Annotated in this window: 12 protein-coding genes; 6 read left to right on the top strand and 6 right to left on the bottom strand. The window is 72.7% G+C overall.

Going from position 1 to position 11,567, the window contains the following annotated elements; translation table 11 throughout:
* Nucleotide 1: 1 nt before the first annotated feature.
* The 4 genes from Msi02_RS04920 to Msi02_RS04905 form a co-directional block, all read right to left on the bottom strand.
* Nucleotides 2-868, bottom strand: coding sequence for a polysaccharide deacetylase family protein (locus tag Msi02_RS04920; protein WP_204047266.1), 867 nt, complete (start codon nt 866-868; stop codon nt 2-4).
* 79 nt (nt 869-947) lie between these two features.
* Nucleotides 948-2,081, bottom strand: coding sequence for an oxidoreductase (locus Msi02_RS04915; RefSeq protein WP_204047265.1), 1,134 nt, complete (start codon nt 2,079-2,081; stop codon nt 948-950).
* 28 nt (nt 2,082-2,109) lie between these two features.
* Nucleotides 2,110-2,727 carry a DUF1989 domain-containing protein gene (locus Msi02_RS04910; RefSeq protein ID WP_079312835.1) on the bottom strand — a complete coding sequence of 206 codons (618 nt, stop codon included), beginning with the start codon at nt 2,725-2,727 and terminating at the stop codon, nt 2,110-2,112.
* Between the two features lie 106 nt (nt 2,728-2,833).
* Entirely contained in the window at nt 2,834-3,838 is a 1,005-nt protein-coding gene (locus Msi02_RS04905) for a methionine synthase (RefSeq protein WP_204047264.1), read from the bottom strand.
* Between the two features lie 19 nt (nt 3,839-3,857).
* On the opposite strand from Msi02_RS04905, the gene Msi02_RS04900 reads away from it, so the two are divergent.
* Nucleotides 3,858-4,490 carry an MBL fold metallo-hydrolase gene (locus Msi02_RS04900; protein ID WP_204047263.1) on the top strand — a complete coding sequence of 211 codons (633 nt, stop codon included), beginning with the start codon at nt 3,858-3,860 and terminating at the stop codon, nt 4,488-4,490.
* Nucleotides 4,491-4,492: 2 nt separating this feature from the next.
* Here Msi02_RS04900 and mnmA read toward each other — a convergent pair whose 3' ends face one another.
* Nucleotides 4,493-5,578 carry a tRNA 2-thiouridine(34) synthase MnmA gene (gene mnmA / locus Msi02_RS04895; protein WP_275414081.1) on the bottom strand — a complete coding sequence of 362 codons (1,086 nt, stop codon included), beginning with the start codon at nt 5,576-5,578 and terminating at the stop codon, nt 4,493-4,495.
* Nucleotides 5,579-5,654: 76 nt separating this feature from the next.
* Here mnmA and Msi02_RS04890 point away from each other — a divergent pair, with 76 nt between their 5' ends.
* From Msi02_RS04890 to Msi02_RS04880, 3 genes are all read left to right on the top strand, one after another.
* On the top strand, nt 5,655-6,695 hold the full coding sequence (locus tag Msi02_RS04890; protein ID WP_204047262.1) for a DUF695 domain-containing protein: 1,041 nt from the start codon (nt 5,655-5,657) through the stop codon (nt 6,693-6,695).
* 134 nt (nt 6,696-6,829) lie between these two features.
* On the top strand, nt 6,830-7,750 hold the full coding sequence (locus Msi02_RS04885) for a Rieske (2Fe-2S) protein (RefSeq protein WP_204047261.1): 921 nt from the start codon (nt 6,830-6,832) through the stop codon (nt 7,748-7,750).
* The gene (locus tag Msi02_RS04880) at nt 7,747-8,301 is read left to right on the top strand and encodes a hemerythrin domain-containing protein (RefSeq protein WP_204047260.1); all 555 of its coding nucleotides are present in this window, start codon (nt 7,747-7,749) and stop codon (nt 8,299-8,301) included. The genes Msi02_RS04885 and Msi02_RS04880 overlap by 4 nt, the downstream gene beginning before the upstream one ends.
* 87 nt (nt 8,302-8,388) lie before the next feature.
* On the opposite strand, the gene Msi02_RS04875 is transcribed toward Msi02_RS04880, so the two are convergent.
* Nucleotides 8,389-9,543 (bottom strand): cysteine desulfurase family protein, encoded by a 1,155-nt coding sequence (locus Msi02_RS04875; protein ID WP_204047259.1) that lies wholly within the window; start codon nt 9,541-9,543, stop codon nt 8,389-8,391.
* A gap of 102 nt (nt 9,544-9,645) precedes the next feature.
* On the opposite strand from Msi02_RS04875, the gene Msi02_RS04870 reads away from it, so the two are divergent.
* Nucleotides 9,646-10,137 carry a TetR/AcrR family transcriptional regulator gene (locus tag Msi02_RS04870; RefSeq protein ID WP_079312851.1) on the top strand — a complete coding sequence of 164 codons (492 nt, stop codon included), beginning with the start codon at nt 9,646-9,648 and terminating at the stop codon, nt 10,135-10,137.
* A 154-nt stretch (nt 10,138-10,291) separates the two neighbouring features.
* Nucleotides 10,292-11,506, top strand: a complete 1,215-nt coding sequence (locus Msi02_RS04865) for an MFS transporter (RefSeq protein WP_204047258.1) — start codon at nt 10,292-10,294, stop codon at nt 11,504-11,506.
* Nucleotides 11,507-11,567: the final 61 nt, after the last annotated feature.

Raw genomic sequence — 11,567 nt, 5'->3', positions numbered from 1 at the left:
CCTACGCGGGATAGACCTCGGGGTCGACGACCGGCGGGGAGGGGCGGCGCGTGGTCAGATCCGGGTCGGCCGCCGCCAGTTCCGCCACCTCGCGGCACCGGGCGAACCGCACGTCCCCGCACTCCAGCGCGTACTCGACGAATCGGCGCAGCGCCAGGGCACGCCCCGGACGACCGGACAGGAACGGGTGCACGCACAGGTTGAACAGGCATCCGTAATGGCGCATCCCGTCGAGCTCGGCGCGCCACAACTCCAGCACCTTCCCCGGAGACTCGATCACCGATCCGACGTGCGGCGCGGGGAGGTAGGCGTACTGCTCCCAGTCGTCGAGCGACCAGTGCACGGGCAGCTCGACGATGTCGCGGGACCCGGTGACCAGCCGGTACGGCCGGTCGTCACCCATCAGGGAGGAGTCGTAGAGCAGGCCGTGCTCGGCGACGAGGCCGGCGGTCTGCCACGATGCCTCCCACAGCGCGGCCCGATGCCCGGCGATCTCGATGCCCTGGCGGGCGAAGACCTCGAGGGCACGCTCGAAATCGGCGCGCTCCTCCTTCGCGGTCATCGACGTGGGCGGGCGGTGGCTGTAGGAGTGATGTGCCACCTCGTGCCCGCGCTCCACGATCGACGCGGCCAGCCCCGGCCGCTGCTCGGCGACCCAGCCCGGGACGAAGAACGTCGCCGGAACGCCGAGTTCGCCGAGCAGGTCCAGGATGCGCGGCAGGCCCACCTCCGGGCCGTACGCCTGGTGCGACATGGTGCTCGCGTGCCGGGCGTACTCGCGTCCGTGCGCGAGCACCGGCGTCTCGGCGTCGACGTCGAAGGTCAGGGTCGCCACGGCCGCGGCGCCGTCACGCCAGTTCGCGCTCATCCCGCGTCCTTCCTCTCCCGGCCGGTCGCGCGGCCGTCATTCCACCGTCCCCCGCGTGCCGAGTGTCGCATCCCGGCGATCAGGACATCGCCCGCGCCGTACGCGACCACCGGCGCGCGTTGCCGAGCGTCGCCATCGGCTCCAGCATCCCGTGATCGAACCGGTCCAGCGGCAGGCCCTGGGCGAGACGCCGCGGGAGATCGGGGTTGGCCAGCGCGCCCCTGGCGACGGACAGCATGTCGGCATGGCCGTCCGCGAGCACCCGCGCCGCCTGGGCGAGGTCGTGCATGCCGCCGTTCGCGAGTACCGGAAGGCCGGTCACCTCGCGGGCCAGGGCTGTGATCGTGACGTCGCCGTCGAGGCGGGCGGTCTCGATCCAGTCGCGGCCCTCGCTGGCGACGTGCAGGTACGTCGCACCCGAGTCGGCGAGCGCGGAGAATATGATCTTCGCGTCCTGGGCGCCCCCGGCCCAGCGGTGCGTGAAATCGTTGACCTTGCCCTGGGACAGCCGCACCCCCACGCAGAAGCCGGGACCCAGTTCGGCCCGGATGCCGGCCACCACCTCGGCCGTGAGGCGCACCCGGTTGGCCACGTCGCCTCCGTACGAGTCGGTACGGCGGTTGGTGTAGTCGGTGAGGAACTGGTCCAGTAGGTAGCCGTTGGCCGCGTGCACCTCGACGCCGTCGAAACCCGCCTCCCGGGCCCGTACGGCCGAAGCCGTGAACCCGGCGATCGCCGTCTCGATGTCGGCCGTGCTCATCTCCCTGGGGATCGGCCACCTGCCCGATCCTCCGTACTCGGGCATCATCTCCCCGCGGGGCGGCACGGCGGACGGCCCGGCCGTCTCGTCGCGATAGCGGTTGCCCTGGGACAGCGCGCCGGCGTGCATGAGCTGCAGCAGGATCCGTCCGCCCGCGGCGTGCACGCGGCGGGTGATCTCCCGCCAGGCCGCGACGTGGGCGTCCGACACGATGCCCGGCTGGTTGCGGTAGCCCTGGCTGTAGACGGTGTCCGTGTAGGTACCCTCGGTGATCACCAGACCGAAGCCGCCCTCGGCGAACTCGGTGTAGTAGTCGGCCATCTCCGAGGTCGGCGTGCCGTCGGGGGCCGCGGAGACCCGGGTCATCGGCGCGACCGCGAGCCGGTTGGGCAGGTCGAGGCCGGCGAAGCGGAAAGGCCGCAGGGCCGGATGATCCGGGGTGAACGCGCTCATCGGAAACGCACTCCTCGAAACGTGGGTTTCAGTCGGATTCGGGCAGGACGTCGATCGCCAGCGACGTCGGCACGCCGCCGTTGATGTCCACCAGGTCCTGCGGGCAGGCGGAGACCACGAGAACGCAGTCCATGTCCGCCCGGAAGGTGATCGCGTCTCCCGGTCGGCTGACCGCGGGCAGCCAGTCGAGCCGCCCCTCCTCGTCGACGGGGATCCGCATGAACACGTTGACCGGTTGCGGAGTGAAGGGAAGGGCCAGACCCATCGAGGCGAGCGCCCGGTGCAGGTTGCTCGCGCACGAAGCGTGTGACGGCTGCGCACCCAGCGCGGCGTACCGCTCCGGATCGCACGCGGCGATCAACATGTCGTGCCGGCCCGGGGACGTGTCGGAGACGAGCGTCAGGATCGGCCGGCGGCGATCGGTGAAGAACCGCTCCCCCACCGCGGGGAACAACCGGTTCGTGGCACTGCGCGTGTGCGAGGCGCTGAGGTGCTCGGTGACGTCATCGGCGGCGAAGGCGAAGACGTCGCCCACCTGGCCGCCTTCGAGATCGACGACGCTGACGCGCCGGCCCTGCGGCACCCGCACCGCCCTCGCCTCCCGGGCCGGTACGACGGTCCGCTCTACGGCGGTGATCGGATTCATGCCTCAAGGCAACCATCGGAACCCCACGCGATGCCATGGAGCTTCCTTCAGTGAATCTCACTGTGGCTGTGTGAACATCCATCCCCGCTGCGAGCCGCAGCGCCCGTCACTCCCCGGGGTCCTCGCGCAGCACGCGGGCCGCCTCCCGGCACCGGGCCAGCGCCGCCTTCGCGTACGCGGGCGAGGCCCCGGCCAGGCCGCAGGCGGGGGTGAGCACGACCTGCTCGGCGAGCCGGGCGGGCGGGAACCCGAGGCGGCGCCACAGCTCGACGGCCGGCTTGGCCACCACGCCGACGTCCGGCAGCCGGGTGTCGACCCCGGGCACGACGCCCAGCAGCAGCGCGAGCCCCTTCTCGATGGTCTCCCCGATGGCGTCCTCGTCGCGGCGGCGCAGCAGCGCCGCGTCCACCGACACGCCCCGCGCTCCCGCCGTACGGATCACCTCGTACGGCACGCCCGGCGCGCAGCAGTGGACGACCGGGAAGGCGGGCTCCAGCGCGGAGAGCACGGTTTTCAGCCGCTCGGCCGCGATCGGGGACTCGACGGCGGGCAGCCGCCCGAAGCCGGACGCGGTCGGCACCGTGCCCGCCAGCACCCCCGGCAGCCCCGGTTCGTCGATCTGGACGACGAGGTCGGCTCCCGGGACCCGGCGCCGGACCTCCGCCACGTGCTGCGCCAGCCCCTCGGCCAGCGACTCGGTCAGGTCGCGTACGGCTCCCGCGTCGGCGAGCACCTTGTCGCCGTGCCTGAGCTCGATCGCTCCGGCGAGCGTCCACGGCCCGCATGCCTGGATCTTGAACGGCCCCTCGTAGCCCTGGGAGACCTCCTCCAGGCCGTCGAGGTCGCGGGTGAGGTGATCCCTGGCCCGCTTGAAGTCCCGTCCCGGCCGGTCGGCGAGCCGCCAGCCGGACGGCTGCACCTCCACGGGCAGCTCGACCAACAGTGACGCCGTACGGCCGATCATGTCGGCGCCCACGCCCCGGGCGGGCAGCTCGGGCAGGTAGGGCATGGGCAGTTCACCGAAGGCCGTCCTGACCGCCTCCAGATGGTCCTCACCCGGGTAGGACCCCACCCCGGTGGCTGTGGCCTCGCTCCACGGATAGTCGCTCACGGTGACTAGCTTAGGGATTATGAAACTCACCAAACTCGGTCACGCGTGCTGGCGGCTGGAGAAGGACGGGCGGACGCTCGTCATCGACCCCGGCTCGTTCAGCGGCGAGGGGCTCATCGAGGGCGCGGACGCCGTGCTCATCACCCACGAGCACTTCGACCACGTGGACGCGAATCTGCTCAGGAACGCGAGCCCCGACCTGGAGGTCTACACCTGCCGGGCCGTCGCCGACCAGCTCGGCGAAATCCCGGCGAAGGTCCAGGTCGTCCACCACGGGGACGCCTTCGAGACGGCGGGCTTCCACGTGCGGGCGGTCGGCGAGTGGCATGCGCTCAACCTGCCCGACGTTCCGCCCGTGCAGAACGTCGGTTTCTTCGTGGACGACGAGGTGTTCTACCCCGGTGACGCCCTGACGCCGCCGGGCGCCGAGGTTCCCACACTGCTCGTGCCGACCAACGGCCCATGGCTCAAGGCGGCCGAGACGATCCTCTACCTGCGCTACGTCCGGCCCGCCCGGGCCTACTCGACCCATGACGGGCTGGTCAACGAGATCGGCGCGAAGCTGATCGACAACTGGCTCGGCATGGAGGCGGACAAGCAGAAGGCCGACTTCCGCCGCATCCCGGCCGGGGAGTCCGTCGAGATCTCCTGATCTCAGGCGGCCGAGGCGATCGTGGCGGAGCCGATGACCGTCTCGCCGTCGTACAGGACGGCGCCCTGCCCCGCCGCGACGCCGGTCGCCGGGCGGTCGAGCTCGATGTGCAGCTCGCCTCCGGACACCTGGGCGCGGCAGCCGTACACCTCGCCGTGCGCCCGCAACTGGACCGTGCAGGTGATCGGCTCGTACGGCTCCCGCACCGGGCCGTTCCACACCGGCCGCTCCCCCACGATGCTCCGGACCTCCAGGGATGTGCGGGGGCCGACCGTGACCGTGTTGGACACCGGCTCGATGGACAGCACGTAGCGCGGCCTGCCGTCGGCGGCCGGGCGGTCGATGTGCAGGCCCTTGCGCTGCCCGACCGTGAAGCCGTACGCCCCCTGGTGGCTGCCGACCACCTGGCCGGTGAGCGCGTCGACGATGGGCCCCTCGGACGCGCCGAGCCGATCCGCGAGGAACGCCCGGGTGTCGCCGTCGGCGATGAAGCAGATGTCGTGGCTGTCGGGCTTGTCGGCGACGGTCAGCCCGCGCCGCGCCGCCTCCTCGCGTACCTGCGCCTTGGTCGAGCCGCCCAGCGGGAAGATCGCGTGCGCGAGCTGCTCGCGGGTGAGCACGCCCAGCACGTACGACTGGTCCTTGGCCTCGTCGACGCTGCGCCGCAGCACGCCGTCCTCCAGCCGCGCGTGGTGGCCGGTGGCGACGGCGTCGAAGCCGAGCGCGAGCGCCCGGTCGAGCACCGCCTCGAACTTGATCTTCTCGTTGCAGCGCAGGCAGGGGTTGGGGGTGCGCCCGGCGGCGTACTCGCTGACGAAGTCCTCGACCACGTCGCGGTGGAACCGTTCCGCCATGTCCCACACGTAGAAGGGGATGCCGATGACGTCGGCCGCCCGGCGGGCGTCGCGGGCGTCCTCCAGCGTGCAGCACCCGCGGGCGCCGGTGCGGTAGGACTTCGGGTTGGACGACAGCGCCAGATGGACGCCGGTCACGTCGTGCCCCGCCTCGGCGATCCGGGCGGCGGCGACCGCGGAGTCGACGCCGCCGGACATGGCGGCGAGGACGCGGAGCTTTCGTGTGGGACCCATAACAGTTCGAGGTTACCGCCCACCGGGCCGCGCCCGCGTTGGCATCGGGGCGGGCGGGCTGGGAGGATGCGGGGTCATGCGACTGTTCGGGCGCAAGAGCGAGTCCGCCGACCCCACCGAGGCCATCGCGGCCTTCTGGACCTGGTGGGACCAGGCACGTCCCCAGATCGACGCGCACGTCGAGGCGGAGGACCCCGAGGCCCTGGCCGAGATGATCGGCCCCGCCGTCACCGCGCTCCATCCGTCCCTCGTCTGGGAGATCGCTCCCGGTCGCATGGCCGTGAACGCCCTGGTCGTCAGCGCGTCCGGCGACCCGGAGCTGCGGCCGTTCGCCCACCGCTGGGCCCTGGCCGCGCCGCCGGCGGACGCGATGTGGGAGTTCCATCCGTCGCGGCAGGCGAACCCGCAGGCCGCGGATCTGACGGTCGACGTCGGCGGCCGGGAGTTCGGCCTCGACCGGCTGGTGGTGGCGCTGCGCGTGCCGCCCGGCACGCCGCGCGTGGACGTCACCGCCTTCCACCCGATCTTCCCCGACGTCGACGACGACACGCGGATGGAGGCGACCCTCCTCGCGCTCGACTGGCTGCTGGGCGAGGACGAGGTGGCCCGCTGGGTGGGCGAGATCGTGGCCGCGGAGTTCGAGCCGATCGACGCCCTTCCCGCGATCCACCTGCCCTCCGTCGTCGCCGACGTGGCGGAGGGCTTCGCGGAGGAGCAGTGGGCGCTCCTCGAAGGCCACACCGCCACTGGCGGCCGGCTGACGGCCGCCGCCCGCTATCCCCTCAGGCCGGTCGACTTCCCGCTGTTCGACCAGCACATCGCGGTCACGCTGCCCTACCAGGAGGCCGACGGCGACGGGCTGCCCACGGGAGCCTCCCTGGACGCGCTGCGCGACTTCGAGGAGCGGCTGACCGGACGGCTGGCCACGCTCGGCTCGGCCGTACTGACGGCCCACCTGAGCGCCGACCGCAGCCGGGTGCTGCACGTCTACGCCGACCCCGCGGCGGCCGTGCCGCCCGTGGTCGAGGAGATCGCCGCCGAGTGGAAGGAGGGGCGGGCCCGCGTCGACGTGGCCGAGGACCCCTCATGGAGTGCGGTGGCCCCCTTCCTGACCTGAACCGGATATTCGGCGCGTTTCACCACATTTGAGCACGGGCACGTCGCGATAGACGCAACGCGCGGGCGAGCGCCCGCGTTCCGCCCGTTCCCGCAGGCTGCGGGGCCGATCCGGCGATGGGATTGGGGTCGGACATGGCTCAGCGCGCACTGGACCGGTTGCTGAACGCGATCGAAGGCGATGACCGCCTCGACCGGGCGGGTCATCGGCTCGAACAGGGCCTCGCGTTCACCGAGAACCTCCTCGGGATCACCGGCGGCCGCACCCGCGGCTTCCTGCACGGCGTCTGGCTGGGGCACCCTCTCCACCCGGTGTTCACCGACCTTCCGATCGGCTCCTGGACGACGGCGCTGGTCCTGGACCTCGCCGGGCAGAAACGCGCGGCGCGGGCAGCCGTGGGAGTCGGCCTCGCCGGAGCGCTGGCCGCGGCGGTGACGGGCCTACACGACTGGCAGCACACGCACGACCACGCCCGGCGCGTCGGCATGGTCCACGGCACGCTGAATACGCTCGCCCTCGGCCTGTACGGCTGGTCGTGGGTGCAGCGGGGCCGAGGGCACCACCTGCGGGGGCGGCTCGCCGCCCTGCTCGGCTATCCCGTCATCATGGTCAGCGGCTTCCTGGGCGGCACGCTCGTCTACCGCCACCGGATCGGGGTCGACCAGACCGGCAGGCAGCTCGAACCACGTCACTTCGTCCGCGTCATGGCCGAGCACGACCTGACCGACAAAAGCCCTCGCCGGGCGCGGGCGGGCGACGTGGACGTCGTCCTGGTCCGCGCGGACGGCCGCATCCACGCCCTGGAGAACACCTGCCCGCACCTGCGCGGCCCGCTGTCCGAGGGCTGGCTCAGGGACGGCGCCCTCACCTGCCCCTGGCACGGCTCCCGGTTCGAGCTGTCCAGCGGAGAGAGCCTGAACGGCCCGGCCGCGGCGCCCGTGCCGTGCTTCCAGACCCGCGTACGCGACGGGTGGATCGAGGTGCGCCGTGCGCCTGCCGCGGCCACCGCCCCTCCCGGGAGCGCACTGGTCCACCAGCAGGAGGTGCAGCCGTGAGGAGGAGGCAGCAGGTGCTCACGGAGGCGCCGCAGGCGCCCGCCCGGCGGGAGCGGAAGACGGCGACGCGGGTGCTCGTGGAGCACCACGAGGTGTTGCGGGGGCTCATGCGGCAGCTGCGGGAGACGCCGCGCTCCCAGCCCGGCCGGCGGCGCGCGCTCGCCGACGAGCTGTTCGACGAGCTGTGGATGCACGAGCGGATCGAAGAGAGCGTCTTCTATCCCGCGATGCGGGACATCACCCCGGCCATCGCGGCGGCCTGGTCCGAGCACCGCCAGCTCAGCGACCAGCTGGCGGCGCTGGTGCGGGCCGACCCGCGGACCGAGCGGTTCGACCGGGAGCTGGGCGTGATGCACGACGCGCTGGAGTCGCACGCCCACCTGGACGAGGAGCGGCAGATGTTCCCGGAAATCGAGCGCTTCGCGGACGAGGAGCTGCTCGTCGACCTGGGCGACCGGCTCCAGGCCCGCCTGGAGTGGCTGCGCTCGTCACGGCGCATCCGGGCGGTCCTACGGCTGCAGCGGGCGCTGCTGCGCCGTACGGCCCGGTAGGCGCGGCGATGGCGGCGGGAGGTCACGGGTTCCGGCGGGGGCCGCTCGCGACGGTCGTGTGGCACTGCACCGGGCTCCGAAGGCAGGTTACGACAAGCCGGCACGTCGGGCGCGCTCGACGACGTGCCCGATGACCTCCGCGACCCGGTCGACGTCCTCCTCCACCGAGGTGTGGCCGAGGGAGAAGCGCAGCGAGCCGCGGGCGCGTACGCCGTCCTGGCCCATGGCGAGCAGCACGTGGGACGGCTGGGCGACCCCGGCCGAGCAGGCCGACCCGGTGGAGCACTCCACGCCCTTGGCGTCGAGGAGCATGAGCAGGGCGTCCCCCTCACAGCCGGGGAACGAGAAGTGGGCGTTGCCCGGCAGCCGGTTGACCGGGTCGCCGTTCAGCACGACGTCGGGCACGGCCAGCCGTACGCGCTCGATCAGGTCGTCGCGCAGCGCCGACAGCCGCTCGGCGGTGGCGGGCTGCCGCGCGACGGCCGTCTCGACCGCCGCCGCGAACCCGGCGATGGCCGGGGCGTCGAGAGTGCCGGAGCGGATGTCGCGTTCCTGCCCGCCGCCGTGCAGGACGGGCACCGGATCGACGCCCCGGGCCAGCAGCAGCGCCCCGACGCCCACGGGACCGCCGACCTTGTGGCCGGAGACGGTCATGGCGTCCACGCCGGACTCGGCGAACGAGACCGGGAGCTGGCCGACCGCCTGCACCGCGTCGGTGTGGAAGGGGATGCCGTATTCGTGCGCGATGGCGGCCAGCACGGGCACCGGCTGCACGGTGCCCACCTCGTTGTTGGCCCACATGACGCTCACCAGCGCCACGTCGTCCGGGTCGCGGGCGATGGCCTCGCGCAGCGTCTCCGGATGCACCCGGCCCCGCTCGTCCACTTCCAGCAGCTCGATCCGGGCGCCGTGGTTGTCGCCGAGCCAGTGGGCGGGGTCGAGGGCGGCGTGGTGCTCGACCGAGCTGATCAGGATCCTGGGCCGCTTCCTCGCCCAGAACAGGCCCTTGATGGCGAGGTTGTCGGCCTCGGTGCCGCCGGCCGTGAACACGACCTCGCTCGGGCGGGCGCCGAGCGCGCAGGCGATCGTCTCGCGCGACTCCTCGACGACCCGGCGGGCCCGGCGGCCCGCCGCGTGCAGGGACGAGGGGTTGCCGACCTGCCCGAGCTGGGCGGTCATCGCCTCGATCGCCTCGGGCAGCATGGGTGTGGTCGAGGCATGGTCCAGATAAGCAGCTCCCACGACCCCTCCCTGACACGTATTCAGCCCACCAAGCGTATCCGGGTGGGCAAAGGACACCGGCACGTGTCGCAACTTAACCGTCCAGACGGTACAGTAGAGGGCATGAGGAGGGACGAACTGCTGGACGCGGCCGAGGGCCTGCTGCAGGATCAGGGCGCCCAGGCCCTGACCCTGGCGGCGGTGGCCGAGCGCGCCGGTGTCAGCAAGGGCGGTCTCCTCTATCACTTCGCGAGCAAGGACGCGCTCGTCAAAGGCATGATCGAGCGCCTGATCGCCGATTTCGACGCGCTCATCGAGGCGCAGTCCGAGAGCACCTACACCCGGGCATACGTCGCCGCGACGTTCGAGGCCGTGGAGACCGGCCGGCTGCGACGATGGGCCGTGGTCACGGGCGCGGCCGGCGATCCCGGACTGCTCGCGCCGCTGCGCGAGGCGATGGACCGCTGGATGCGGCAGGGCCTGGACGACGAGCCCGACCCCCTGACCTCCCAGGTCGTACGGCTGGCCTGTGAGGGCGTCTGGGAGGTCGCCACCCACTGTGCGGCGATCATCGACTACGCCGCGATCCGCGCCAGGCTGCTCGCCCTGTTGTAGCGCGCCGCTTGTGAACAGCGCCGCTTGTTGACCCCTGACCCACACCTGGTGGTCGCCCTTCCTTCCGGCTCCGCCGTGAAAGGGCGACCTGCTGGTGTCTGCCCGTAAAACCGGGCCCGGAAACCCACTCCACTCACCTGGAAAGGAAGCTGTGATGACCCGCGCTTTGAGGAAGGCCCGTCACGGGGCAGTCCTCACCTTTGTCCTGGCCGGCCTTATGTGTGGAACTTTCACCGTGCGCCTCCCGGCGCTGGCCGACCGGCTCCGCCTGCCGGAGTCGTCGGTCGGGCTCACCCTGCTCAGCTGGGGGATCGGCGCGCTGCTCACCATGCAGCTCATGCGCGTCGTCCTGGCCAGGATCGGCAGCCGAGGCGTCCTGCGCGCGGCCGCTCCCCTGTGCGCGGCGTCACTGGTCCTCGTCGCGTTCGCGCCGTCCCTCCCGGTGCTGGCCGTGGCCGCCGCGCTGTTCGGCATGGCGTTCGGCGCGGTCGACGTCGGCATGAACGCCCAGGGCTCGGCCGTCGAGCGCGCGTACGGCCGGCCGATCATGAGCGGCATGCACGCGGGATGGTGCGTCGGCGCGATCTCGGCGGGCCTGCTGGGCACGGCGGCCATCTCCCTGGGCCTGTCCCTCACCGTCCACATCCTGGTCGTCGCCCTGGTGTCGGTGCCGGCGGCGCTGGCCCTGAGCCGTCTGCACCTGCCCGACCCCGCGCCCGAGGCGGACGAGGCGGGCCGGGCGCCGGCTCGTGCCCGGCGCAGGCTGCCCGGGGTCGTCTACCTGCTCGGCGCGGTCACCTTCGCCGCGTTCATGGTGGAGGGCGTCGTCGCCGACTGGAACGGCCTCTACCTGATCGGCACGCTGCACGCCTCCGAGGCGGTCGCCGCGCTCGGCTACCCGGTGTTCGAGGCGGGCATGCTGCTCGCCCGGCTGGCCGGCGACCGGCTGCGCGGCCGCTACGGCGCGCGTGGGCTGATCACGTTCTCCGGCGCCGCCACCGCACTCGCGTTCCTCGTGGTCATCGCCGCGCCGGTGACCGTGGCCGCCGTCGCCGGGCTGTTCTTCATCGGGCTGTCGGTGGCGACGATCTCGCCGATGGCGCTGTCGCTGGCGGGGACCGCGACACGCGAGCCCGGCCCGGCGATCGCGCAGGCGAGCGCGATGGGCTACGCGGGCCTGCTGCTCGGGCCCGTGGTCATCGGCTTCCTGTCCACCGCGGCCTCGCTGCGGCTCGCGATGGGCGTGGCGGTCGTGCTCGGCGTCGTCATCGCCGTGGCCGCACGGCTGCTGCCCGCGTCCCGTACGGAGATCATCCCGCTGCGGGCGTCCACGGAGGACGAGGAGCGGTCCCTTCCCCAGGCCGCGTGACTCCCGGCCCGCCCCGGCAGACGGAAACGGCGCCGCACTCCTCGTGCGGCGCCGCTTCCTG

The sequence above is a fragment of the Microbispora siamensis genome (genome assembly GCF_016863095.1).
Classification (GTDB): Bacteria; Actinomycetota; Actinomycetes; order Streptosporangiales; family Streptosporangiaceae; genus Microbispora; species Microbispora siamensis.
This window is presented reverse-complemented; position numbering and strand designations above follow the sequence as displayed.

Excerpts from the sequence above, each read along its gene's own strand:
- Msi02_RS04920 (WP_204047266.1), bottom strand. The coding sequence starts at position 868 with ATGAGCGCGAACTGGCGTGACGGCGCCGCGGCCGTGGCGACCCTGACC.
- Msi02_RS04885 (WP_204047261.1), top strand. The coding sequence starts at position 6,830 with ATGGCTCAGCGCGCACTGGACCGGTTGCTGAACGCGATCGAAGGCGAT.
- Msi02_RS04915 (WP_204047265.1), bottom strand. The coding sequence starts at position 2,081 with ATGAGCGCGTTCACCCCGGATCATCCGGCCCTGCGGCCTTTCCGCTTC.
- Msi02_RS04910 (WP_079312835.1), bottom strand. The coding sequence starts at position 2,727 with ATGAATCCGATCACCGCCGTAGAGCGGACCGTCGTACCGGCCCGGGAG.
- Msi02_RS04900 (WP_204047263.1), top strand. The coding sequence starts at position 3,858 with ATGAAACTCACCAAACTCGGTCACGCGTGCTGGCGGCTGGAGAAGGAC.
- Msi02_RS04865 (WP_204047258.1), top strand. The coding sequence starts at position 10,292 with ATGACCCGCGCTTTGAGGAAGGCCCGTCACGGGGCAGTCCTCACCTTT.
- Msi02_RS04890 (WP_204047262.1), top strand. The coding sequence starts at position 5,655 with ATGCGACTGTTCGGGCGCAAGAGCGAGTCCGCCGACCCCACCGAGGCC.
- Msi02_RS04870 (WP_079312851.1), top strand. The coding sequence starts at position 9,646 with ATGAGGAGGGACGAACTGCTGGACGCGGCCGAGGGCCTGCTGCAGGAT.
- mnmA (WP_275414081.1), bottom strand. The coding sequence starts at position 5,578 with ATGGGTCCCACACGAAAGCTCCGCGTCCTCGCCGCCATGTCCGGCGGC.